Here is a 23,238-nt window from a genome sequence, read left to right as displayed (position 1 = left end):
GTTCCGGCGGCGGCGGGCGCAGCTGCACGCGCCGCCGCCGGTACGGCGGGCGTTCTGGATGCTCCGGGACAGGACGTATGTAGGACACGACGTTGGTATAACAGGGCGTGTGTGTGAAGCCGGATGTATGAAACCGTTTTGAGAAACCGTGACATTTTGAGATTTTGGAGAGAGCGATGACCACCTCGACCAACGGAAACTTCGACCGCAAGCCACTGATTGCCGGCAACTGGAAGATGAACATGGACCACGTCCAGGGCATCACCTTGTTACAGAAGCTGGCCTGGACGCTCTCCGATGCACGCCACGACTACAGCCGTGTTGAAGTGGCCGTTTTCCCGCCCTTCACCGATCTGCGCGGGGTGCAGACCCTGGTCAAAGGCGATCAGCTTAAGCTGGGCTACGGCGCGCAGGATCTTTCCCCCGAGGATTCCGGGGCCTATACCGGCGACATCTCCGGGGCATTCCTGGCTAAATTGGAATGCGGTTACGTTCTGGTCGGGCACAGCGAACGACGGAGTATCCACGGCGAATCTGATGAGCTGCTCAACCGCAAGGTCAAGGCGGCCTACCGCCATGGGCTGACGCCGATCCTGTGTGCCGGCGAGGGCCTGGAGATCCGTCAGGCAGGTACGCACGTGGAACACACGCTGAACCAGATCCGTGGCGGCGTCGCGGGGCTGTCCAGCGAGCAGACGGCCGAACTGGTCATCGCCTACGAGCCGGTTTGGGCCATCGGGACCGGTGAAGTGGCCGGCCCGGAGGATGCTCAGGAAATGTGTGCCGCGATCCGCGCGAAGCTGGCCGAACTGTTCGACGGCGGCACCGCGGCCAAGGTGCGCCTGCTCTACGGCGGGTCGGTCAAGGCCAACAACGCGGCAGCTATTCTGAAGGAACGCGACGTCGACGGCGTGCTGGTCGGCGGGGCAAGCCTGGACGCGGCAGAGTTTGCTAATATTGTCAGGTTCGAGAAGCACCTGCCGACCGACTGACGAACGACCGCCCAACGCACGAGCTAGGCACCCCGTCCTCCGCCCCGGCGGGACATCCCGCTGTTTAAACTGTTCTTTCCCTGGACATCCTGAAAGGCCGTCGTGGAAACTCTCCAAATTGTGCTGCAGATTCTGCTGGGTATCACCAGCCTGCTGCTGACTTTCCTGATCCTGCTGCACAAGGGCAGGGGTGGGGGCCTGTCCGATATGTTCGGCGGCGGCATGAGCTCGAGTCTGGGCTCGTCGGGAGTGGCGGAACGCAACCTGAACCGTTTTACGGTCGTCCTTGGCCTGATCTGGGGAATGGTCATTGTGGGACTCGGCCTGGTCATGCGCTTTACCGGCTGACACCAGGTGTTTGGCAGGTCGCCATGCCCGGCCCTGCCGGAGCTCGACGCCCCGAAGCGACCTGACGGAGAAGATACGCAGCCTGTATAATCAGCACAGGTAGCCATTCCCCAGTGCAGGGAGTTTTGCGGTGCTTCATATCAGCGGCGGTTTCAGCGGTACCCGAGTGGGCGTGACGGCCGGAGGCCGCTCACCCATTAGAAACGACAATCCGGATGCGGAGCCTGTGGCCCGCATCCGGATTTCCTATTGGTGCGCCAGCGGGCACGAGACCACCGCCGTCTTCGCGCAACTGCCGCAGGCACAAATCCCGGTGTACTGGGACTGCATCCGCTGCGGCAAGAAAGCCTCCAGCACGCAGGGTCTCGCCGACGGAGCAGGGGCGGGGGACCTCTACAAGAGTCACCTTGACTACGTTAAGGAACGGCGGACAGCCGAAGAAGGCGAGGAGCTGCTCAGCGTGGCGCTGGCCAAGCACCGTCAGTCCAGCTAGGATCTGGCACTCAGCTGCCTAGGGGAGGCGCGGCCCTTCCGGGATCGGACTGAAGGCGCAGCCCGCTAGCGGTCCTGGCGGACGGTGAGCTGCTCGGGCACCTTTGCCGCGGCATCCTGGTCGATCAGCCACAGCGTCTTGGACCGTCCCCGTGGTCCTGCTGCCGGCACCTGCACCGGGTTGGCGCCCGCCAGGGCCAGGCCCACCGCGCCAGCCTTGTCGCTGCCGGCGGCAACGAGCCAGACCTCCGCGGCGGAGCTGATGGCGGGCAACGTCAGTGACACGCGCATGGGTGGCGGCTTTGGCGAACCGGTGACACCTACGACGTTCGCGTCGGTGCTCCGGATTCCCGCCATTTCCGGAAAGAGCGACGCGATATGGGCGTCGGGTCCAATACCCAGCAGCAGCACGTCGAAGCGCGGCAACGCGGGCGCGGGATTTTCATCCGGACGTTCGTGATACAGCTGGTGTTCGGCCAGCGCGGCGGCGGCAAGCTCCCGGATGTAGTCGTTTGCCGCCGCGTTCACATCCGGAAAATGATCCGAGGCGCCCATTTGGTGGACCCGGGCCGGATCGGCACCAATTCGCCCCAGCAGCGCATGGTGCGCCTGGACACAATTTCGTTCGGTGGAGTCGGCAGGAACAAACCTTTCGTCCCCCCACCAGAAATTGACCTTCGACCAGTCCACGGCGGGATAGGCGGGCGAGTCCGCCACCGCCTTTAAGGTCGCAATGCCCACACTGCCGCCCGTCAGGACAACCGTGGCCTCACCGCGATCACTCTGCACGTCAAGCAGCCGGGTGATCAGGCGCGCGGCTGTGGTGGCTGCGAGCACCTCGAAGGTCGGGTGGATATTGATCCGCACATTGGATGTCATACGACGGCGTCCTCGGTCTGGTCCAGCAGCTTCGCCAGCCCGTCGGTAATGACCTCGCCAAACACCTCGTCGGGATCCAGCCGGCGCAGCTCCTCGGCCAGGCAGTCCTGCAAGGACCGGCGCGGCAGCGAGATCCGCTGGTCGGGCTGGCCGGGCTGGGTGAGGATAGCTTCCACCGTTCCGGGCCGCTTGAGCTCGACGTTGCCGCCGGCCCGTTCCATCACAACCCGGCGGATCCCGGTGCCCGCCGGGTCGGAAACGACCGTGATCGGGGCCCCGAGCGCCGCATGCAGCCACGCGGCCAGCAGCAGCGTGCTGGGGGAGTCGGAGGCGCCTTCCACGGTCAGCGCGGTGACGGGTTCGTTGTCGAGCTGGTCAAAAACGGCGGCCAGCTGGATCCGCCAGTTGGTCAGCCGGGTCCAGGCGAGATCGGTGTCGCCTGGTGTGTAGGTGGCGCCGATGTGCCTCAGTGCCGCCCGCGGATCTGGTTCATTGGCCGAATCGGTGATGCGCCGGTGGGCAATCCGGCCGATGGAGCTGGCCGAAGCCGAATCCGGAATGCCATGCGGCCACCAGGCCACGATCGGCGCGTCCGGCAGCAGCAGGGCCGAGACCAGAGATTCGCTTTGCGTTGCCAATTCACCGGAGCCGCGCAGCAGGATGACCTCGGAGGCGCCGGCATCGCCGCCGACGCGGATTTGCGCATCGAGGCGGGTTCCGGCCTTCTGGGCCGCCTTCCCGAGAACGATGATCCGGCAGGGATGCTCGCGGCTGGCCAGGTTGGCGGCCTCAATGGCGTCTTCCTCGTAGCCGCTCTTGGTGATCACGACGAGGGTTAATACCCGGCCCAAGGTGACAACGCCGCCCTGTTCACGCATCGACATGATCTCTTTGGAGACCTTGGACGTGGTGGTGTCCGGCAGATTTACTATCACGGTCTTCTCCAGCTCCTTCCGTCACGTGCCAGCAGCTCATCGGCGGAGGCCGGGCCCCAGCTTCCGGGTTGATACGCCTCCGGCTGGACGCCCTCGGCGGCCCAGAACTCCTCGAACGGATCGAGGATCTTCCAGGACAGCTCCACTTCCTGATGCCGCGGGAACAGCGGGGGTTCGCCGAGGAGCACATCGAGAATGAGCCGCTCGTACGCCTCCGGGCTCGATTCGGTGAACGCGTGCCCGTAGCCGAAGTCCATGGTCACATCGCGCACCTCCATCTGTGTGCCCGGGACCTTGGAGCCGAAGCGGATGGTCACGCCCTCATCGGGCTGAACGCGAATGACGACGGCATTCTGACCGAAGTCGTCCTCGGAGTGATCGGTAAACAGCAGATTGGGGGCGCGCTTAAAGACGACGGCGATCTCCGTCACCCGGCGTCCCAGGCGCTTCCCGGTCCGCAGGTAGAACGGCACTCCGCTCCACCGCCGGGTATGGATATCCAGCCGGAGAGCGGCGAAGGTTTCCGTGCTGGAGTGGGGAGGAATACCCTCCTCCTCCAGGTAGCCAAGGACCTTTTCACCGCCCTGCCAGCCGCCGGAAAACTGCCCGCGCGCCGAATGCCGCGAAAGGTCAGCCGGCAGCTTGACGGCCGCCAGCACCTTTTCCTTCTCGGCCCGCAGATCCTGCGCATTGAAGGAAATCGGCTCCTCCATGGCCGTCAGGGCGAGCAGCTGCAGCAGGTGATTCTGGATCACGTCGCGGGCCGCGCCCACGCCGTCGTAATATCCCGCACGGCCGCCGGTGCCGATGTCCTCAGCCATGGTGATCTGGACGTGGTCCACGTAGTTGGCGTTCCAAAGTGGTTCAAAGAATTGATTGGCAAAGCGCAGCGCCAGAATGTTCTGCACCGTTTCCTTGCCCAGATAATGATCAATACGAAAGATCGAATCCGAGTCAAAGACCGACTCGACAATTTCGTTCAGTGCCCGGGCCGATTTTAGGTCGCGTCCGAAGGGCTTCTCTATGACCACCCGCCGCCATTTATCGCCGTCGCCCTGAGCCAGACCATGCGCGGAGAGCTGGCGGCAGACCAATTCGAAGGCCTTCGGGGGGATGGAGAGATAAAAAGCATGGTTGCCGCGGGTGCCGCGCTGCTCGTCCAGCTCCTTGATCGTGTCTTTGAGCCGATCGAAAGCGGCGTCGTCGTCGAACTCGCCTTGGACAAAACGGATGCCTTCGGACAGCTGGTTCCAGACACTTTCAACAAACGGGGTGCGGCAATGTGCCATCACGGACGTCTTAACCTGGGCGGCGAAGTCCTCGTCCTCCCACTGCCGGCGGGCAAAGCCCACCAGCGCGAAACTGGGCGGCAGCAGACCGCGGTTGGCCAGGTCGTAGACGGCTGGCATCAGCTTTTTGCGGGCAAGATCGCCGGTGACCCCGAAGATCACCAGTGATGAAGGCCCCGCGACCCGGGACAACCTGCGGTCGCGGGGGTCCCGGAGCGGATTCGGATGCTTGTTCAGGGCGGATTCGGGCATGTCTTCTTAGTTGCCTTGAGTGTCGGGGCGCTGGCCGGCGAGGACGGCCACCGCGGCGGTGAATTGTTTGACCCCGGCGGCCCGGTCCACGAAATGCAACCGCAGCACCGGCCGACCGTGTGACGCTAGTACCTGCGCGTCACCGGCCGCCTGGGCTTGGATCAGTTCACCGAAGGTGAACGGCTGGTCCGGGATGGCCAGGTCGGCATCGGTCGCCGCCGTGATCTGCAGGAAGACACCGATGGCGGGGCCACCTTTGTGGAACTGACCGGTGGAATGCAGGAACCGCGGCCCCCAGCCGAAGGTGACCGGGCGGCCGATGACGGCGGACAGTTGGTCCCGCACATCCGCCAACGGCGCCTGGCCGACCCGGTCAATGTACGCCTGAACGCTTAGATAGCCGTCCTGGCCCAGCTGACCGAACAGAGCCGCCAGAGCCTCCTCCAGGGTTCGCGCTTCCCCCAGCCACGGCGCGCCGCGGACCTCTATTGCACCATCGACGAAGTCCGCCGGCGCAGTTTCCGGGGTGCCCTCGAGCAGGCCACGCGCGGCTTTTTTGGCTGTCTCGACGTCGGGCTGGTCAAAGGGATCGATGCCCAGCAGGCGTCCCGCGACGACGACGGCGAATTCCCAGGTCATCATCTGGGTGCCCAGGCCGCCGGCGATGGCCACCTGGTTGCCGGAAATCTCGATGTCCGCGTCGGCGGCCACCAGCCGGACCACCAGAACATCGGCTGCCCCGGACCCGACTTCGGGGGAGTCCGGCTGCGCCACCACGGGCAGCACCCCGGTCCCGAGCTTGCCGGTGGACTCGGCGATCAGCTGCTCGGCCCAATCGGCGAACCCGACGATCCCGGAGCCTTCATCCACGATCACGATCTTGTTCCGCAGCGGATCGGTGCCGCCCAGGACCGCGCCAAGGGCAAGTCCGATGTTGCCGTCGTCGTCCTCCCGCAACACCTCGCCGGCCTCCTCGGCGTCGTCGAGCAGTGCCTGGATATCAACGCCGGCCAGGCCAGAGGGCACCAGGCCGAAGGCCGTAAGCGCCGAGTACCGTCCGCCGACATTCGGATCGGCGTTAAAGACCTTGCGGTATCCGGTGGCGCGGGCAGAGGCATCGAGGGGGGATCCTGGGTCGGTGACAATGATGATCCGGGACTTGGCATCAAGGCCGGCCTCCGTGAACGCCAGCTCAAACACCCGCCGCTGCGAGTCTGTCTCGAGTGTGGAACCGGATTTGGACGACACCACGATGGCTGTTTCGGTGAGCCGGTCTGACAGCGCAGCCCGGACCTGCTCCGGATCCGTGCTGTCCAGCACCGTCAGGTGAACGCCGGCGGTATTGGTGATCACTTCCGGGGCCAGCGACGATCCGCCCATGCCCGCCAGCACAATGTGATGTACCCCTTCGGACCTCAGCTCGTCGCGCAGGGCGAGGATATCTTCCACCAGTGGAGCGGATATCCGTGCCGCTTCCACCCAGCCCAGCCGGACGGAGGCCTCGGACTCGGCGTCGGGGCCCCACAGCGTGGTGTCCTGGGCGAAAATCCGGGAGGCGACCCGATCGGCAACCAGAGTGGGAACGTGCCGCCCGACGGCCTGCCGTGCAGCGCCGGCGGCATCAAAGGAAAGCTTCGACATGCGCTCAGGCTCCCGTTCCGGGCGCCGCCGCTTCCAAGGTTTCCTTGACATGCTCCACGAGTTCCTTCCAGCTGGCGACAAACTTGTCCAGCCCTTCGGTCTCCAGAACCCCTACAACGTCGTTATAGGAAATGCCGAGTTTCTCGAGCTCGTTCAGCAGCGCGTTGGATGCGTCATAGCTGCCGGTGACCGTATCGCCTTCGACCACGCCGTGGTCGAAAGTCGCATCCAGGGTCTTCTCCGGCATGGTATTGACGACACCCTGTGCCACCAATCCGGTGACATACAGGGTGTCCGGGTAGGAAGGATCCTTGACACCGGTCGAAGCCCAGAGCGGACGCTGCGGGCGCCCACCGGAACCGGCCAGCAGCTGCCAGCGCTCGGAGCTGAAGACCTCCTCGTAAATCTGATATGCCAGCCGGGCATTCGCCAGACCCGCCTTACCCTTGAGCGACGTGGCTTCGTCGGTGCCCAAAGCGTTCAGGCGCTTGTCGATTTCCGTGTCCACGCGGGAGACGAAGAACGATGCGACCGAGTGGATGGTGGAGAGGTCGTGGCCGTTCTCCTTGGCCTGCTCCAGACCGGTCAGGTAGGCATTGATGACGGCGCGGTAGCGCTCCAGCGAGAAAATCAGGGTGACGTTGACGCTGATCCCGCCCGCGATGGTGGCCGTGATGGCCTCCAGGCCTTCCAGCGTGGCCGGGATCTTGATGAAGACGTTTGCCTTGTTCACTTTATCGTGGAGCTTTTTTGCCTCCGCAATGGTTTCCGCGGTATCCCATGCCTTGCGGGGATCCACCTCGATGGAGACCCGGCCATCCACGCCGTCGGTCGCGGCGTTGACCGGAGCGAAGAGGTCGCAGGCATCGGCGACGTCCTGGGTGGTGATTTCGAAAATTGCCGTTTCGACATCGACACCGTTGGCCGCCAGGCTCTTGACCTGATCGGCGTATGAGTTGCCGGCCGAGATGGCGGCCTCGAAGATGCTCGGATTGGTCGTCACGCCGACGACGTCCTTCTCATCGATCAATTTCTGCAAGGTGCCGCTGGTCAGGCGTTCCCGGGACAGATCATCAAGCCAGATGCTGACGCCGGCGGCCGAGAGCTGGGCCGTGGGGGAGGTGAGGCTGGGCTTTTCGGAATTGAGAGTTGTCATGACTGCTATCTCCTTGGGTCGCGACGGAAAATATTAGTTTTGATCACCGGTGGAGGACGACTCGCGGCCGGACGGCGCCGCCGTCGTCTTGCTCAGTGCCTCGGTACCGGCTTTGACGGACTGCAGGGAATCCTTGGCCGCCTCAACAACAGCCTCGGCGGTGATGCCGAATTCCTGGAAGAGCCGCTTGTAATCGGCGGAGGCGCCGAAGTGCTCCAGCGAAATCGAGCGTCCGTTGTCCCCGACCAGCTGGTGCCAGCCCTGCGCAATACCGGCTTCCACCGAGACGCGTGCCCTGACCGCACTCGGGAGAACCAGTTCGCGGTACTGTGCATCCTGCTTGTTGAACCATTCCAGGCAAGGCATCGAGACCACTCGGGTGGGGACGCCCTCGGACTGCAGTGTTTCCCTGGCCTGGACGGCCAGCTGAACCTCGGAGCCGGTGCCGATCAGGATGACCTGCGGCGCGACGCTCCTGCCGCTCTCGGATGCCTCAGCCAACACGTAGCCGCCCTTGGCCACGCCCTCAATGGAACCGAAGGTGTCACCGCTCGCATCCCCCTCGCCGCGGGCGAAGGTGGGTATGTTTTGGCGCGTCAGGACAATACCGGCCGGGTTGTCGGTGTTCTCCAGAATGGTCCGCCAGGCAATGGCCACCTCGTTGGCGTCGCCCGGACGGACGACGTCGAGGCCGGGGATGGCGCGCAGGGCGGCGAGCTGCTCCACGGGCTGGTGGGTGGGGCCGTCCTCGCCGAGGCCGATGGAGTCATGCGTCCAGACGTAAATGGAGGGGACGCCCATCAGCGCGCTGAGCCGGACCGCCGGGCGCTGGTAGTCGCTGAAAATCAGGAAGGTGGCGGAGAAGGCACGCGAACTGCTGTGCATCACAATGCCGTTGACTATGGCGGCGGCCGCATGTTCGCGGATACCGAAGTGCAGCGTCCTCCCGTACGGGTTGCCCTTCCAAAGATTGGTTTGCTTCGACGCGGGAATGAACGACGCGCCGCCCTCGAAGGCCGTATTCGTCGATTCCGCCAGGTCACAGGAGCCACCCCACAGTTCCGGGAGTTCGGCGGCGATGGCGTTCAGGACCTTGCCGGAGGCCTTGCGGGTTGCGATGTCCTCTCCCGCCGCGAAGTTGGGGAGCTTCTTGTCCCAGCCTTCGGGCAGCTTCCGTGCGGCAACGCGTTCGAGGGTCTCGTTCTGCTCCGGACAGGCGTCCTTCCAGGCAGCGAAGTTTTTCTCCCATTCCGCCCGCAGTTCCTTACCGCGTACCTTGACCTCGCGGGCATGTGCCAGAACCTCCGGCTCCACCACGAACGACTTCTCCGGGTCGAAGCCGAGCACCTTCTTGGTGGCGGCTACCTCGTCCGCTCCTAGCGCTGAACCGTGGGCCTTGCCGGTGTTCTGTAGGCTCGGTGCTGGCCAGCCGATGATGGTCCGCAAGGCGATAATGGAGGGCTTTGAGGTCTCCGCCTTGGCTGCCAGCAGAGCGGAGTACAGCTCCTGGACGTCTTCGACATATTCGCCGGTCTTGGTCCAGTCGACGCGCTGGATGTGCCAGCCGTAGGCCTCGTACCGTTTCAATACGTCCTCGGAGAAGGCGATGTCCGTATCGTCCTCGATGGAAATGTGGTTCTGGTCGTAGAGGACCACCATATTGCCGAGTTCCTGATGGCCGGCCAGCGAGCTGGCTTCGCTCGTCACGCCTTCCTGCATGTCGCCGTCGGAGGCAAACGCCCAGATCATGTGGTCGAAAGGGCTGGTGCCGGCTGGCGCGTCCGGATCGTACATACCGCGGTCCCGGCGCTGTGAAAACGCCATGCCGACGGCGGAAGCCAGACCCTGACCCAACGGACCCGTGGTGATTTCCACGCCCTTGGTGTGCCGGTACTCCGGATGCCCGGGCGTCTTGGAGCCCCATGTCCGTAGCTCTTCGAGATCCTGCAGCTCCAGACCGTATCCGGAGAGGAACAGCTCGATGTACAGCGTCAGCGAGGTGTGACCCGGGGACAGGACAAACCGGTCGCGGCCCGTCCACTGCGGATCCGACGGGTCATGCCGCAACAGCTTCTGGAACAACAGGTATGCGGCGGGGGCCAGGCTCATCGCCGTCCCGGGGTGTCCGTTGCCGACCTTTTGCACCGCGTCGGCTGCCAGCACCCGGACCGTGTCAACGGCGCGCTGGTCCAATGTGGTCCATGACAGTTCTTGCTCTTCCAGGTGTGCCACTTACTGGGGCCCTCTCATTCGGGTGTTACGGTTCGGGCGCACTGACACCTCACGGCATCTCTATCCGCGCAGGACGTCCTACATATCGCCTGCCGGAAACCGCCGCTCACCGTTGAATCAAAGCTGAGTCAATGTTGGATCAATGTTGGATCAAATCTCGTTTCACTGTTTTCCAGCTTAGCCCCAAAGGCTGCGGCGCACACCAAATGGGACGCTGGATAACGGTGTAAAAGACTGGCTCGCAGACATCGCGCCGAGGTCTCGGGGCTTCGCCCGCATCGGCATGCGCTGCATGCTTCCGATGCGATCACGGCTATGATAATAGGGATGCTTTGAGCATTTTCCTGACACCCGAACGCCGATAAAACATCGCAGATAGAGCATGGTGACCTTCCGTGAGTGCAACTGATACACCGATCGCCTCCGCCAGCCTGACCGGCAGGCTCGGGTTCGGTGGCAAGGTCAAGGCCTATGTGGCGCTGACTAAACCCCGTGTGATCGAACTGTTGCTGGTCACGACCCTTCCGACCATGTTTTTTGCGGCCCGAGCAGTCCCGAACGTTTGGTTAATGGTGTGGACCATGGTGGGGGGCGCCCTGGCCGCAGGCAGCTCCGGCGCCTTCAACTGCTACATCGACCGGGATATCGACAAACTGATGCACCGGACCGAAAACAGGCCTCTCGTGACCGGGGCCGTCTCACCCCGCGAGGCGCTGACCTTCTCCTGGGTCCTGGCCGTCGCCGCCATCGTCATGCTCTGGTTCGGAGCGAATCCGCTGACCGGAATATTGGGCGCTGCGGCCATATTCCTCTATGTCGTGGTCTATTCGCTGATCCTCAAGCGCCGCACGTCGCAGAACATTGTCTGGGGCGGCGCCGCGGGCTGCATGCCCGTATTCATCGCCTGGGCGGCCGTCACGAACACGCTTGAATGGCCGGCCGTCATCTTGTTCATGGTGATTTTCCTCTGGACGCCGCCGCATTACTGGCCGCTGTCGATGCGCTACAGCGATGACTACAACGCGGCCAAGGTACCTATGCTCGGCGCGATTGCCGGTTCCAGAATTGTGGCCGTCCAGGTGGTCCTCTACACCTGGGCGATGGTGGTCTGCTCGCTGCTGATGATCCCGCTGGGCCGCGCGGGCATCGTCTATTCCGCTGTGGCCGTGGCCGCGGGAGCCTGGTTCCTCTCCGAAGCCCACAAGTTGTACAATCAGGCGAGGCACGACGACGTCACCAACAAGGGCGCGATGAAGGTCTTTCATGGCTCCATCACTTACCTGACGCTGCTCTTCTTGGCCCTCGCCGTCGATCCCTTCGTCGGCTCGCCGCTGTTTGGCTAGCGCACGGCCTTCCCGGAAATGACAGCGGCCCCACCCGCGGGCTCGATTTCGGACGCCGTTCCCCACAAATGACATGGGACGCAGCCGTCATTTTCGGGGATGCCCGTCATTTTCCGCCAGGTGCTGCTGGGAGCGAAAAAGGGGAGCGGGCTGGACCGCCATCGGGGCGGGCAGGCCACCCAAACCGAGCGCTTCCGGTGGCTGAAACTGGTGTTCACGGGGACGCAACGAGGTGCCGGTCCCGGGCCGCTTTCAGGCGCCGCTTAGCGCCGCCGGCGTGACAGGGCCAGGTCGGTGAAGTTTGTTGCAGCGGCCAGCAGCGCAGCCGCCCCGAGCATATGCAAACCCACCAGGATCGGCGGCAAACCGGTGAAGTGCTGGGCATAACCGATCGCGCCTTGGAACAGCACCGCGGCCATCAGCAGCACAGCTCCTGCCCGCAAGGCGTCGTTGGAGCCACGACGCCAAAGCAGGATCAGCAGAATTACGCTGCTGATCACAAGGACGTACACCGGCAGTACATGGAACCGTGTGATCAGGTCCGGATTCAGCTCATTCCGCGGAGCATTGGCGTCCCCTGCGTGCGGACCGGAGCCGGTGACCATGACTCCCAGCACCACGGCCAGTGCGGTGCAGGCAGCAACGACGACGCTTAACTGCCTGATCGTTTTGGACGGCCGGTGCCGGTGCACGGGCGCGGCCGCCCCGGTACGGTCATAGGTACGGTTCACCAGCAGCATGGAAAAGGCCACGAGGGCAGCAGAAACCAGGAAATGCAGTCCCACTACCCAGGGGTTGAGCTGGGTGAGCACCGAAATACCGCCGATCACGGCCTGCACCGGAATGCTGGCCAGCAGCCCGAAGGAGAGCCAGAACAGGTCCTTTCGTTCCTTCCGCAGATTCCAGAGGAAGACCAGCATCAGCGCCGCGACCAATGCCAACGCGAACGTCAGGGTGCGGTTGCCGAACTCGATGACGCCGTGGATTCCCATTTCCGGCGTATTGACCAGCGAGCCGGCGGTGCACCGCGGCCAGGTGGGGCAACCGAGGCCCGAGGCCGTCAGCCGCACGGCACCGCCGCTGACGATGAGGACCGACTGGCCGATCAGCGAGGCGACGGACAGCCGGCGCAGCGCCGGGGTAACCCTGTTCGGCAGCCGGCCGCCGAGGCCGCGGGCGCTCTGCTTGATCTGTCCGGTCTTTTCCTGGAAAACAGTCACGACTTCAACTCCACTTAAACCAACGAATTGCTGCTGCGGCGGCCAGAACGGACCACCCCAATAAGATTACAACCGCCAAAATATTCAGCTGGCCGCCCACCAGCGCAGCACGCATGGCACCGCCCAGGGCGCCGGAGGGCAGGAAGTCCACCACGCCCGAGAACGGCCCCGGAATCCGGGACGACGGGAGCACAATCCCACCCAGCGCACCGAACAGGATCCAGAGCAGATTGGTAATGGCCAGCGTGGCCTCGGGACGGACGGTGCCCGCCACCAGCAGGCCCAGCGCGGTGAAGGAAAGGGCCCCAAGAACCAGCAGCGGCGCGCCAAGGAGGACGCCGGCCAGCGGCGGCTGCCAGCCAAGGAAGAGCGCGACGACTGTAACGATGGCTGTTTGGATGACCAGCACGGCCAGCACGGCCAGCATCTTGCCCGCGATCAGCCCGGCTTTGCCCAACGGCGTGGTGGACAGGAAGCGGAGTACACCGTACCGGCGGTCGAACCCGGTGGCGATGCCCTGACCGGTAAAGGCCGTGGACATCGCACACAGCGCGAGCACACCGGGCGTGGCGATATTGATGCGGCTGGCACCGAGACCATCGAGCAGCGGCGTGACCGACAGGGCCACCAGCGCCATCAGCGGCAGCACAACGGCCAGGATCAGCTGCTCGCCGTTGCGCAGCATGGTCAGGGTTTCATATCTCCCCTGCTGCAGGACGCGGCGGACCAGCGGCGCCGGAGCCGAGGCGCCCCGTATGGTAGCGGCGGCCGGCGTCATCGCATCTCCGTTCCGGACAGGGCCAAAAAGACGTCTTCCAGCGAGCGCGACGCGAGGTGCAGGGACGTCGGCATAATGCCCAGCCGGGCCCACCATTGGGCGAGGGCGAGCAGGTCGCCCTGTTCCAGCGGCCCGCTTACCGCGTAACTACCGGGACGGGTCTCCAGTACCGACAGTCCGGCGCGCAGCGCCGCGCCCGGATCCAGTCCGGCCGGTGCCTCAAACGTAATGGTCCGTTGAGCTTCCGCCGAGGTGGCCTGGCTGAGCAGCTCCGGGACGGTTCCGGACGCCACGGTGGCGCCGTCGTCGACGATGTAGACGTAATCGGCAAGTTTCTGCGCGTCGTCAAGCAGATGGGTGGTCAGGATGATGGCCAGGCCCTCGTCGCGCAGCTCACGGATCAGTTCAAACACCATCAGGCGCGCCTGCGGATCAAGCCCCGCACTCGGCTCATCCAGGAACAGCACCTCCGGATTGCCAACCAGGCTCGCGGCGAGAGCCACCCGTTGTTTCTGGCCGCCCGAGAGCCGCCGAATGGTGGTGTCCGCAAACGAGGTGATGCCAAGCCGGTCCGCGAGCTCATCGACGGAGCGCGGCGACCCATACATTCCGGCCACATGGTGCAACAAGGCGAGCGGACGGGCCGACGGCGGCAGGCCGCCGTCCTGCAGCATGACGCCCACGCGGGCGCGCAGTGCGGCGCTGGGCCGGTCCGGATCTTCGCCCAGCAAGGTGATCGTGCCGCCGTCGCGCCGTTGCAGGCCCTGCGCGCATTCAATGGTGGTGGTCTTGCCGGCGCCGTTGGCCCCGAGGAGTGCCGTCACCTGGCCGAAACGTGCCGTCAGGTTGACACCGCTGACGATCCGTTTCATGCGTCCGTCCAGTGCGGCGATGGGTCCGACGTCGCGGATCAGTCCGTCAATGACGAGGGCAGGGGCAGAGGAATCGGGCACAGCGCCATTCTACGTGACGTAGTAGTCAGCGTAGTCCGCCCCCACGTCGGTCCGCGGGGGATCCGGAAGCGAGCCACTGAGCTGTCCGCCCTGGACGTCACCGCTGTGCATTTTAGGAATGCGGACGGCGCCGCGGTGACGGAAAAACTGGGCGCCACCACCCGGGCGGCGCTGCCGGTCAAGCCCGAGGTCAGCGTGGACAACGTCCAGGTCGCCGATGGCAAAGCCACCGCGGCGCTGAAGGTGCGGTGGAAGTTCGAGGGCGGAGACTGGAACTACAGCACCAGCGCGGAATTGAACAAGAACGACGGCGGCTGGATGGTTGCGTGGCGACCGGACCTGTTGCTGCCCGGCTTTCAGGACCGCGATGCACTCAAGGTCGCCAGTGTCGCTGCCCACCCGGCGGACGTTCTCGGGGACGGGGGAGAAGTGGTGGTCACGGAGCGGCCGGTCATCCGCGTCGGCATCGACAAATCCCATATCGAGGTGTCAGCGCACTCGGACTCAGCGAAGGCCTTGGCGGTCCCTTTGGATGCGGACCCGGAGACCTATGCGCAGCAGGTGACCATCGCGGGAAGCGCGGCATTTGTCGAGGCGCTGGTCCTGCGCGATGACACCGCACGGATCGTGACCGACGCCCGGATAAAGGCGGTTCCGGGAACGTCCGCCATCAAGGACACCATGGAGCTCGCCCCAAGCCGCACATTTACCGTGCTGTGCTGGGCACCGTTGGCGATGCCACAGCTGAGCTGATCGACAAGTCCGGTGGAAAGCTGCAGGCCGGAGATGTCACCGGGCTATCGGGTCTGCAGCAGCAGTATGACGGCCAACTCAGCTGCACGCCGGGGATCACGGTGAGCCGCGTTCCGGCCCCGGCCGGCGGCTCCGGGCCCGGGCCTGCTACTGGCGCCGATCCACAGCAGATGTCGGCGCCGCAGGCTCTTTTCAGCGCCGAGCCGAAGGCGGGCACGCCGATCGTGACGACGCTGAACGTGAAGCTGCAGAATCTTGCGGAGTCGGTTCTCGCGGACCAGGCTGGCGCCGCCGCTATCGTGGCGATCCGGCCCTCTAACGGCGGCGTCGTCGCGGCGGCCAGCCGCCCCGGCAGCAACGGCTATGACAACACGGCGTTCATTTCCCAGCAGGCAGCCGTGCCGCAGGGCGATCTTGCGTCGGCCGCTGCGTCGTTGGGCATCAGCGTTGACGACCAGCAGTTGGGAGCACCGGCGTTCTTCGGCACGGTGCCCGCGTCGGCTGTCGGAACCGAGCACGCCGCGTTCATGATCGGTCAGGGCAAGGTGCTGGTGTCTCCGCCGTCCATTGCCACGGTGGCCGCTTCGGTGGTGCACGGCGGACTGGTCTCGCCCCGGCTGGTGCTGCCCGCGCCCGGCGGCTCCGGGACCGCCTCTCCCAAGGCACAGGCTGCTCCGTCACCGGCTGCTCACGCACCGACTGCTCACGCACCGACGTTGGCGGGACCCACTTCGAAGGCAGCCGACATAATGCGGGCCGTGGTCATCAGCGGCCATGCCGGATTCCTCGCAGACGTTCCGGGCGGACCGGTACTGGCGAAGACGGGCACGGCGGAATACGGCACAGAGCTGCCACTGAAGACACACGCCTGGATCATCGCCGCGCAGGGAGATCTTGCCGTCGCCGTCTTCGTCGAAGATAACGACTACGGGTCGGTCTCAGGGGGGCCGCCATTGAAGGCATTTTTGACGGGCGCAGCGGGCTGCCCGTGTGACGGGAGCGGCCGGCAGCAGCCAAGCCCGCGGTCAGCACGCCCCGCGCCGGGCATTGAGTCCGGGCGGGGATAAGTTAGTCTCTGGCCACCGGTGCGCCCCGCACCCGGCATCGGATGGGGGCAGGGGTAGGTTTACCTTACTGGTCAACGGGACTAAATTAGGTCATGGTTATGTTGTGTATTGTGTGATCGGAACCCAGCAGGAAGCGGAGGTATGCCTATGAAAGGGTCGTCCATCCAGCTGTCCCCCCCGCGGGCGACCGTGCAGGCAGGCCGCGCAGCGGCAATGCCGGCCGGCGCAGACAAGACACACGCAGGCAGGACACGCCCCGGCCAGCCGCTACCGGAACGGGACCGCGGCACACCGGCTCGTCAGACGTCGACTCGCCAGACGTCGAACGGCACGGCGGAGCGCATGGTTGCTGGCCCGTCGGAAAGTGACGAACGCACGCGCGACCGCGTACTGGCAGCAGTACTGGAGCGCGGGCCGGTGAGCGCGGTCCAGCTTGGCACCGTGCTGGGGCTGACCCCGGCGGCTGTCCGGCGTCATCTGGACATGCTGTCCAAAAACGGTGTCATCGAAGTGAAGCTGACGAGCCATGCGAAGACTGGGGCGGGCCGCCCGGCGCGCCGGTACGTGCTTTCCAAACGCGGCCAGAGTGAACTCGGAGACGATTATCTGGAAATTGCCCGCACGGCGCTGGCGCAGCTCTCCGCCGTAGGCGGCGCAGCGGCTGTGAAGGACTTCGCCGCGGCGCGTTTCGCGGGCATGGAGCAGCGGTACCTGCCGGTGGTGGATGCAGCTGGACAGGACGTCGCAGAACGCTCGCGCGCCCTGGCTGGCGCGCTCAGCGGCGACGGTTTCGTGGCGTCGTCGGCCACCATTCACGGCGCTTCGGCGCTGTCCGCCCAGCAGCTTTGCCAGGGACACTGCCCGATACAAGAACTCGCCGCCGAATTCCCGCAGTTCTGCGAGGCGGAAACCGAAGTATTTTCCCGGCTCCTGGGAGTGGATGTGCGCAGGCTATCCACTCTGGCGGGCGGCGGCCATGTCTGTACAACCCACATACCAACGGGCCGGATCGTGGTGCGGACCACCAAGGAACGCGACACTCCCGGCCCGGTAACGGAAGTATCCAACCATCAGCAAGAAAGGCCATGATGACGGATCAATTAGCGCAGGACGTAGGCGGAAAGAGTGCTGTCGAGGACACCACCATTTCGCACATCCTGGAAAAGAACCCGGAGCTTGAGGGCATTGGCACCTATGCGTTCGGCTGGTCGGACAAGAACGAAGTCAGCGACAACGCCCGACGCGGCATTGACGAGGACGTGGTCCGGGATATCTCGGCCAAAAAGGGTGAGCCGGAGTGGATGCTGGACCTGCGCCTGAAGGGTCTGAAGTATTTTGACCGCAAGCCCATGCCGACCTGGGGGGCTGACCTCTCCGGCATTGACTTCGATAACATCAAATACTTTGTCCGCTCCACCGAGTCGCAGGCCAAATCGTGGGAGGACCTCCCGGAAGACATCCGGAACACCTACGAAAAGCTCGGCATCCCGGAAGCCGAACGCAGCCGGCTGGTCTCCGGCGTCGCAGCCCAGTATGAATCCGAGGTGGTCTACCATCAGCTCCGTGAAGATCTGGAACGACAGGGCGTCATCTTCCTCGACACCGATACCGCGTTGAAGGAACACCCGGACATCATGCGGGAGTACTTCGGCACCATCATTCCGGTGGGCGATAACAAGTTCGCCTCGCTGAACACCGCCGCCTGGTCCGGGGGTTCCTTTGTCTACGTGCCCAAGGGTGTCCACGTGGAGATCCCGCTGCAGGCCTACTTCCGGATCAACACGGAAAACATGGGCCAGTTTGAGCGCACCCTGATCATCGCGGATGAGGACAGCTACGTTCACTACATCGAGGGCTGTACCGCGCCGATCTACACCTCGGATTCGCTGCACTCCGCCGTGGTTGAAATCGTCGTGAAGAAGGGCGCCCGGGTCCGCTACACCACCATCCAGAACTGGTCGAACAACGTGTACAACCTGGTCACAAAGCGCGCTATTGCACATGAGGGCGCCACCATGGAGTGGGTTGACGGCAATATTGGCTCCAAGGTGACCATGAAGTACCCGGCGGTATATCTGGTGGGCGAGCACGCCAAGGGTGAAACCCTTTCGGTTGCGTTTGCCGGCGAGGGCCAGCACCAGGACACCGGGTCAAAGATGGTGCACATTGCGCCGAATACCAAGTCCTCCATCATTTCCAAGTCGGTGGCGCGCGGTGGCGGCCGGTCGGCCTACCGCGGCCTGGTCCAGATCCGTGAGGGCGCGACCCACTCCGCCAACACCGTTCGTTGCGACGCGTTGCTGGTGGACACCATTTCGCGTTCCGACACGTACCCCTACGTTGACGTCCGCGAAGACGACGTCTCGATGGGGCACGAGGCCACGGTCTCGCGGGTCAGCGAAGAACAGCTCTTCTACCTGATGTCCCGCGGCATGCCGGAGGACGAGGCCATGGCGATGATCGTGCGCGGCTTCATTGAGCCGATTGCGCGCGAGCTCCCGATGGAATACGCCCTAGAGCTCAACCGCCTGATCGAACTCCAAATGGAAGGAGCCGTGGGTTAATGACGAACGCTGAACTCACCAAGGAAACAGTGGCAGGAACTGCCGAATCAGCCGAAAAGGCCCGCATAGGCGCTCCCTCAGCGGAAGCCCAGGCGGCCAGCAACGTGCGGCGTATAGCCGGCATGAACGAGGAGGGCGAGCAGCTCTCCGAAATCAACCCGGTGTCCTCCCCGCTGGGCGGTGCGGCCGCCAAGTCGCACAGCCATGGCGCGGGCGCCGGCATCCCGGACAGTTCACGTGCCGGCCGGCTGACCTCTTACAACGCGGCTGATTTCGCGCCCATTACCGGTCGTGAAGAGGACTGGCGGTTCACCCCGCTCAAGCGGCTGCGCGGTCTCGATAAGGTGGCACTTGACGGTGCCGCGCCCGGGCTGAGCATCCAGAAGCCGGACGCCGTGAGGGTTGAAACTGTGGACCGCTGCGACGCTCGCATAGGTTCCGCGGGTATCCCGGATGATCGTGTGTCCGCAGCCGCCTGGGGTGCTTTCACCGAGGCCACCGTCATCACCGTTCCGGCGGACTTCGCCGGCACCGCCGAGGATCACGTCACCACCGTCACCCTCACGGGCGCGGGGGAGGCCCCGGCAGCCAGCCATCTCTTCGTGCACGCCCAAGCCAACTCCGCCGCCGTCGTCGTTCTCGATCACCGCGGCTCAGCCGTGGTTTCGGAAAATGTGGAAATCCTGGTTGAGGACGGCGCGCAGCTGACCGTGGTCAGCATTCAGGACTGGGCCGACGGCGCCGTGCATGCCAGCTCGCAGCAGATGAAAATCGGCCGTGACGCAAAACTTAAGCATGTGGTGGTGAACCTTGGCGGAGACCTGGTCCGGATCAACCCCTCGGCGCGTTTCAGCGGTCCGGGCGGCGATGTGGAAATGTACGGTCTGTATTTTGCCGACGCCGGACAGCACTTCGAGCAGCGGATCTTTGTGGACCACGCCGTTCCGAACTGCAAGTCCCGCGTCACGTACAAGGGCGCACTGCAGGGCAAGAACGCGCACTCCGTGTGGGTCGGTGACGTCCTGATCCGCAAGGAAGCCGAAGGTACGGACACCTACGAGATGAACCGCAATCTGATTCTCACCCAGGGCGCGCGCGCCGATTCGGTGCCAAACCTGGAGATTGAGACGGGGCTGATTCTGGGCGCGGGCCATGCCAGCGCCACCGGACGGTTCGACGACGAGCAGCTGTTCTACCTGCAGGCGCGCGGCATCCCCGAGGATGTGGCCCGCCGCCTGGTGGTCCGCGGTTTCCTTAACGAAATCATCCAGCAGATCAAGGTGCCCGCCCTTGAGGAACGCCTCCGCGATGCGGTTGAGCGTGAGCTCAAGGCCGGCGCACTCTAATGAGCGCACCTTCGGAAGCTGAGCGGCCGGCGGGTCAGTTCGTCTGCACGGTCGACGAGGTGGGCCTCAAGAGGGCGCTGCGCGTTGAAATTGACGGTTACGCGGTGGCCGTGGTGAAGGACTCCGAAGGCAACCTTTACGCCATCGGCGATGCCTGCTCGCACGGGGAAATTTCCCTCAGCGAGGGCGACGTCGAGGGCCGGACAATCGAATGCTGGGCGCATGGAAGCTCGTTCGACCTGCGCACCGGTGAGCCGCTGACCTTACCGGCCTACGAGCCGGTACCGGTCTTCGACCTGACCGTGGACGGCCCGGATGTGTACGTGGACGTGAAAAACATTCTTAACGGGGTTGCGGCCCCGGAACTCGAAGCTTAAACAAGGAGAAAATAGAGTATGTCTACTCTGGAAATCAAGGACCTGCACGTCAGCATTGACACCGAGCAGGGCAACAAGCCGATCCTCAAGGGTGTCAGCCTGGCCATCAATTCGGGCGAAACGCACGCCATCATGGGCCCGAACGGCTCCGGTAAATCCACCTTGGCTTCGACCATTGCAGGACACCCGCGCTACAAGGTTGACAGCGGTTCCATCACGCTCGACGGCGAAGATGTCCTGGCGATGAGCGTGGACAAACGGGCTCGGGCCGGTCTTTTCCTGGCCATGCAGTACCCGGTCGAGATCCCCGGCGTCACGGTGACGAACTTCCTGCGCACCGCCAAGACCGCCATCGACGGCGAAGCACCGAGGCTGCGCACCTGGACCAAGGACGTCAAGGCGGCCATGGCCCAGCTGCGGATCGAGCCCGAGTTCGCCTCGCGCAACGTCAACGAAGGCTTCTCGGGCGGAGAAAAGAAGCGGCACGAAATTCTGCAGCTGGAGCTGTTCAAGCCCAAGTTCGCCATCCTGGACGAGACGGACTCCGGACTCGACGTGGATGCTCTTAAGGTTGTCTCCGAGGGCGTTATGCGCGCCAACGAGGACGGCACCATGGGCACGCTCCTGATCACGCACTACACGCGAATCCTGCGGTACATCAAGCCGGACTTCGTCCATGTGTTTGTCGACGGCAGCATCGCCGAGCAGGGTGGGCCGGAGCTGGCCGACCGTCTCGAGGCCGAGGGTTACGATCGTTTCCTCCCAGCCGCCGCGCAGGCCTGAAACCCCTCCTGAGGATCCGAACCGAGAAGGAATCATGACTGAGACCGATACCACTCCCGCCAATCCGGCGCAGACGAACCTTGAGGACATCGAAGAGGCTCTCAAGGACGTCATCGATCCCGAGCTCGGCGTCAATGTGGTGGACCTGGGGCTGCTTTACGGCCTGCGGTATGCCGACGACGGCGCGCTGCTGCTCGATATGACGTTGACGACGGCGGCGTGCCCGCTGCAGGATGTCATCGAAGAACAGGTGGAGAACTCCGTCAGCGACCTGGTCGACGAATGGCGGATCAACTGGGTCTGGATGCCGCCGTGGGGTCCGGAAAAGATCACCGACGACGGCCGTGACCAAATGCGGGCCCTGGGCTTCAACATCTGACCGGCTTTCGGGACCAGGAAACCGCCGCCTGCGGGACGTTAATCGTTCCGGCAGGCGGCGGTTTTTTGCTGCCAAGCCTCACCGGGTCACAGAACCCGGACCACCCATCTACAGAACCCGGACCACCCATCTCAAACCGGCGGCGTCGGCCAGTCGTGCATCAGTTGTCAAAAATTGCGGTTGCACCGACCATCTCAGTCAGTGCCACATACGTAGCATCGTAGGCGCTCAAATGATGGCGCAGTTCCCACATCCTTGGCCGCGGAAATTCTGCGGGAAACCTTCGTAAAGTCAGGCCGACAAAACCCTCCAGCGCCAGCGCACCCTGCTTTTCGGTCAGCGTGCCGGAAAGCAGGAGGCGTCGACGAACGTTGGTCGCCTCGCTGTCAATAAGATGCGGCGCTGCGAGCTCATCGTCTCCGAGCCGATCCGGATCGGGATTGTTGGCATCAGCTCGATAACGGCGCTGGCGTCGACAACATTCACTCGCCGCGGCCCTCGCGCAACGCTGCGTGTATGGCATCACTGCTGGCCCCGCCCCGGAATTTTGCCTGTGTTTCGCGGATGATGGCGGCATTATCGGATAACCCGAGCTCGTGCGGCCGCATGTTCAAGTTCAAGCAGCGCGTACTTCGTCAGGGATAGACCTTGTTCCGCTGCGGCCGCGGCCAAAGAACGATGTACTTCGTCGGGGACGTCGCGGATCTGGATAACCTTCGGTCTTCACGCCGTCCACGACGTGACCGTCTCCGTAGTCCCATTGGAGCCACAGGCCCGGCTCTACAGTCCAAGGCCGGTGAACACGGGTGTTCTGGGCCCGGTATTCGGACTTCAACCCGGAGAGCACGTAGCGGGGGTGCGGATCGAACCGCCGTATCCGAGGGCAACGAGTTTCTCATGCACGACGTCGCCGCGGATCTTGCCGCGGGACTGCTGCACCCAGGACTTCATCTGCGGCAGGAACGGGTCGGTGATGCGGCCGCGCTGGCGGGCGATCGGGGCCTGCCGGCCCTCGTCGCGGGCCTTCACATAGGAGCGGACCGTGTTATGGGAAACCCCGCAGACGACGGCGGCATCCCAGAATGACGGGGTCAAATCATAAACAGCTAAAATTTCCATGAACTCTCCTGGAGACTTCACAACAAGCCCCTTCCTTCCCCTTGAGGGTGAAATCGAAACGATTGGCATCGTCATTTCACCCGGAAGGAAGGGGGGCTCTCCCCGTAGCGACACGAGGGATGGACAAGGGAATCCCAGCACACACAGCCGGCACGAGCCGCCGGCGGCTGTTCAAAACTACTTGCAGCCAATGGTCAAAACCACTGCCGCGAACTTGAATTCTAGGGGTCGTGGCAACACCCGGGGTCAGTTGGGTATCAGTAAATCACGAAGTCGTTGGGCTGGAGTATTCCAGTCGAGCGTTTTGCGTGGTCTGCTGTTGAGTTCCTGGGCGACGTGC

The 23,238-nt window shown here is 64.1% G+C and carries 24 protein-coding genes; 12 read left to right on the top strand and 12 right to left on the bottom strand.

What is annotated here, in order from left to right; translation table 11 throughout:
* Nucleotides 1-176: 176 nt before the first annotated feature.
* The 3 genes from tpiA (at nucleotide 177) to QMG52_RS17490 (ending at nucleotide 1,833) form a co-directional block, all read left to right on the top strand.
* The gene (gene tpiA / locus QMG52_RS17500; protein ID WP_283561710.1) at nucleotides 177-992 is read left to right on the top strand and encodes a triose-phosphate isomerase; all 816 of its coding nucleotides are present in this window, start codon (nucleotides 177-179) and stop codon (nucleotides 990-992) included.
* A 102-nt stretch (nucleotides 993-1,094) separates the two neighbouring features.
* Nucleotides 1,095-1,340, top strand: a complete 246-nt coding sequence (secG, locus tag QMG52_RS17495; RefSeq protein WP_283561709.1) for a preprotein translocase subunit SecG — start codon at nucleotides 1,095-1,097, stop codon at nucleotides 1,338-1,340.
* Nucleotides 1,341-1,470: 130 nt separating this feature from the next.
* Nucleotides 1,471-1,833, top strand: coding sequence for an RNA polymerase-binding protein RbpA (locus QMG52_RS17490; protein WP_283561707.1), 363 nt, complete (start codon nucleotides 1,471-1,473; stop codon nucleotides 1,831-1,833).
* A 65-nt stretch (nucleotides 1,834-1,898) separates the two neighbouring features.
* On the opposite strand, the gene pgl is transcribed toward QMG52_RS17490, so the two are convergent.
* Genes pgl through tkt form a run of 6 tightly spaced genes read right to left on the bottom strand, consistent with a single transcriptional unit; the run spans nucleotide 1,899 to nucleotide 10,207 of the window.
* Nucleotides 1,899-2,711 (bottom strand): 6-phosphogluconolactonase, encoded by an 813-nt coding sequence (pgl, locus tag QMG52_RS17485; RefSeq protein ID WP_283561706.1) that lies wholly within the window; start codon nucleotides 2,709-2,711, stop codon nucleotides 1,899-1,901.
* Entirely contained in the window at nucleotides 2,708-3,646 is a 939-nt protein-coding gene (locus QMG52_RS17480) for a glucose-6-phosphate dehydrogenase assembly protein OpcA (protein WP_283561705.1), read from the bottom strand. Before QMG52_RS17480 ends, pgl begins: the two co-directional genes overlap by 4 nt.
* Nucleotides 3,643-5,187, bottom strand: a complete 1,545-nt coding sequence (gene zwf, locus QMG52_RS17475; RefSeq protein ID WP_283561704.1) for a glucose-6-phosphate dehydrogenase — start codon at nucleotides 5,185-5,187, stop codon at nucleotides 3,643-3,645. The genes QMG52_RS17480 and zwf overlap by 4 nt, the downstream gene beginning before the upstream one ends.
* Before the next feature lie 6 nt (nucleotides 5,188-5,193).
* Nucleotides 5,194-6,828 carry a phosphoglucose isomerase-related protein gene (locus tag QMG52_RS17470; RefSeq protein ID WP_283561703.1) on the bottom strand — a complete coding sequence of 545 codons (1,635 nt, stop codon included), beginning with the start codon at nucleotides 6,826-6,828 and terminating at the stop codon, nucleotides 5,194-5,196.
* A gap of 4 nt (nucleotides 6,829-6,832) precedes the next feature.
* On the bottom strand, nucleotides 6,833-7,984 hold the full coding sequence (gene tal, locus QMG52_RS17465; RefSeq protein ID WP_283561702.1) for a transaldolase: 1,152 nt from the start codon (nucleotides 7,982-7,984) through the stop codon (nucleotides 6,833-6,835).
* 33 nt (nucleotides 7,985-8,017) lie between these two features.
* On the bottom strand, nucleotides 8,018-10,207 hold the full coding sequence (gene tkt / locus QMG52_RS17460) for a transketolase (RefSeq protein ID WP_283561725.1): 2,190 nt from the start codon (nucleotides 10,205-10,207) through the stop codon (nucleotides 8,018-8,020).
* Between the two features lie 404 nt (nucleotides 10,208-10,611).
* Here tkt and QMG52_RS17455 point away from each other — a divergent pair, with 404 nt between their 5' ends.
* Entirely contained in the window at nucleotides 10,612-11,559 is a 948-nt protein-coding gene (locus QMG52_RS17455) for a heme o synthase (RefSeq protein WP_283561701.1), read from the top strand.
* Nucleotides 11,560-11,822: 263 nt separating this feature from the next.
* Here the strand turns inward: QMG52_RS17455 and QMG52_RS17450 are convergent, their stop codons facing one another.
* The 3 genes from QMG52_RS17450 to QMG52_RS17440 are packed head-to-tail and all read right to left on the bottom strand — an operon-like array spanning nucleotide 11,823 to nucleotide 14,510.
* A complete protein-coding gene (locus QMG52_RS17450) occupies nucleotides 11,823-12,779 on the bottom strand; it encodes a COX15/CtaA family protein (RefSeq protein WP_502920560.1) in 957 nt (318 codons plus the stop codon).
* Between the two features lie 4 nt (nucleotides 12,780-12,783).
* Nucleotides 12,784-13,557 carry an ABC transporter permease gene (locus QMG52_RS17445; RefSeq protein WP_283561700.1) on the bottom strand — a complete coding sequence of 258 codons (774 nt, stop codon included), beginning with the start codon at nucleotides 13,555-13,557 and terminating at the stop codon, nucleotides 12,784-12,786.
* Nucleotides 13,554-14,510 carry an ABC transporter ATP-binding protein gene (locus QMG52_RS17440; RefSeq protein ID WP_283561699.1) on the bottom strand — a complete coding sequence of 319 codons (957 nt, stop codon included), beginning with the start codon at nucleotides 14,508-14,510 and terminating at the stop codon, nucleotides 13,554-13,556. The genes QMG52_RS17445 and QMG52_RS17440 overlap by 4 nt, the downstream gene beginning before the upstream one ends.
* A gap of 105 nt (nucleotides 14,511-14,615) precedes the next feature.
* On the opposite strand from QMG52_RS17440, the gene QMG52_RS17435 reads away from it, so the two are divergent.
* The 8 genes from QMG52_RS17435 to QMG52_RS17400 all read left to right on the top strand — a co-directional run bounded on the left by QMG52_RS17435 (nucleotide 14,616) and on the right by QMG52_RS17400 (nucleotide 21,779).
* Nucleotides 14,616-15,263, top strand: a complete 648-nt coding sequence (locus QMG52_RS17435; protein ID WP_283561698.1) for an NTF2-like N-terminal transpeptidase domain-containing protein — start codon at nucleotides 14,616-14,618, stop codon at nucleotides 15,261-15,263.
* A complete protein-coding gene (locus tag QMG52_RS17430) occupies nucleotides 15,227-16,330 on the top strand; it encodes a penicillin-binding transpeptidase domain-containing protein (protein WP_283561697.1) in 1,104 nt (367 codons plus the stop codon). Before QMG52_RS17435 ends, QMG52_RS17430 begins: the two co-directional genes overlap by 37 nt.
* A 342-nt stretch (nucleotides 16,331-16,672) precedes the next feature.
* Nucleotides 16,673-17,419 carry a helix-turn-helix transcriptional regulator gene (locus QMG52_RS17425; protein ID WP_283561696.1) on the top strand — a complete coding sequence of 249 codons (747 nt, stop codon included), beginning with the start codon at nucleotides 16,673-16,675 and terminating at the stop codon, nucleotides 17,417-17,419.
* Nucleotides 17,419-18,894, top strand: a complete 1,476-nt coding sequence (sufB, locus tag QMG52_RS17420) for a Fe-S cluster assembly protein SufB (RefSeq protein WP_283561695.1) — start codon at nucleotides 17,419-17,421, stop codon at nucleotides 18,892-18,894. Before QMG52_RS17425 ends, sufB begins: the two co-directional genes overlap by 1 nt.
* The gene (gene sufD, locus QMG52_RS17415; RefSeq protein WP_283561694.1) at nucleotides 18,894-20,240 is read left to right on the top strand and encodes a Fe-S cluster assembly protein SufD; all 1,347 of its coding nucleotides are present in this window, start codon (nucleotides 18,894-18,896) and stop codon (nucleotides 20,238-20,240) included. The genes sufB and sufD overlap by 1 nt, the downstream gene beginning before the upstream one ends.
* A complete protein-coding gene (locus QMG52_RS17410) occupies nucleotides 20,240-20,617 on the top strand; it encodes a non-heme iron oxygenase ferredoxin subunit (RefSeq protein ID WP_283561693.1) in 378 nt (125 codons plus the stop codon). Before sufD ends, QMG52_RS17410 begins: the two co-directional genes overlap by 1 nt.
* 18 nt (nucleotides 20,618-20,635) lie before the next feature.
* A complete protein-coding gene (sufC, locus tag QMG52_RS17405; protein ID WP_283561692.1) occupies nucleotides 20,636-21,400 on the top strand; it encodes a Fe-S cluster assembly ATPase SufC in 765 nt (254 codons plus the stop codon).
* A gap of 34 nt (nucleotides 21,401-21,434) precedes the next feature.
* Complete coding sequence (locus QMG52_RS17400; protein ID WP_283561691.1) at nucleotides 21,435-21,779, top strand: metal-sulfur cluster assembly factor; 345 nt, start codon at nucleotides 21,435-21,437, stop codon at nucleotides 21,777-21,779.
* Nucleotides 21,780-21,939: 160 nt separating this feature from the next.
* Here the strand turns inward: QMG52_RS17400 and QMG52_RS17395 are convergent, their stop codons facing one another.
* The 3 genes from QMG52_RS17395 to QMG52_RS17390 form a co-directional block, all read right to left on the bottom strand.
* A complete protein-coding gene (locus tag QMG52_RS17395) occupies nucleotides 21,940-22,302 on the bottom strand; it encodes a type II toxin-antitoxin system VapC family toxin (protein WP_283561690.1) in 363 nt (120 codons plus the stop codon).
* Nucleotides 22,303-22,355: 53 nt separating this feature from the next.
* On the bottom strand, nucleotides 22,356-22,451 hold the full coding sequence (locus QMG52_RS22400) for a hypothetical protein (protein WP_502920559.1): 96 nt from the start codon (nucleotides 22,449-22,451) through the stop codon (nucleotides 22,356-22,358).
* Between the two features lie 159 nt (nucleotides 22,452-22,610).
* Nucleotides 22,611-22,898: a hypothetical protein gene (locus tag QMG52_RS17390; protein ID WP_283561689.1), complete on the bottom strand. Its 288-nt coding sequence runs from the start codon at nucleotides 22,896-22,898 to the stop codon at nucleotides 22,611-22,613.
* Between the last annotated feature and the right edge of the window lie 340 nt (nucleotides 22,899-23,238).

Origin of the sequence: Paenarthrobacter sp. PH39-S1, assembly GCF_030063245.1 — a bacterium.
In the GTDB taxonomy this organism is placed as follows: domain Bacteria; phylum Actinomycetota; class Actinomycetes; order Actinomycetales; family Micrococcaceae; genus Arthrobacter_M.
This window is presented reverse-complemented; position numbering and strand designations above follow the sequence as displayed.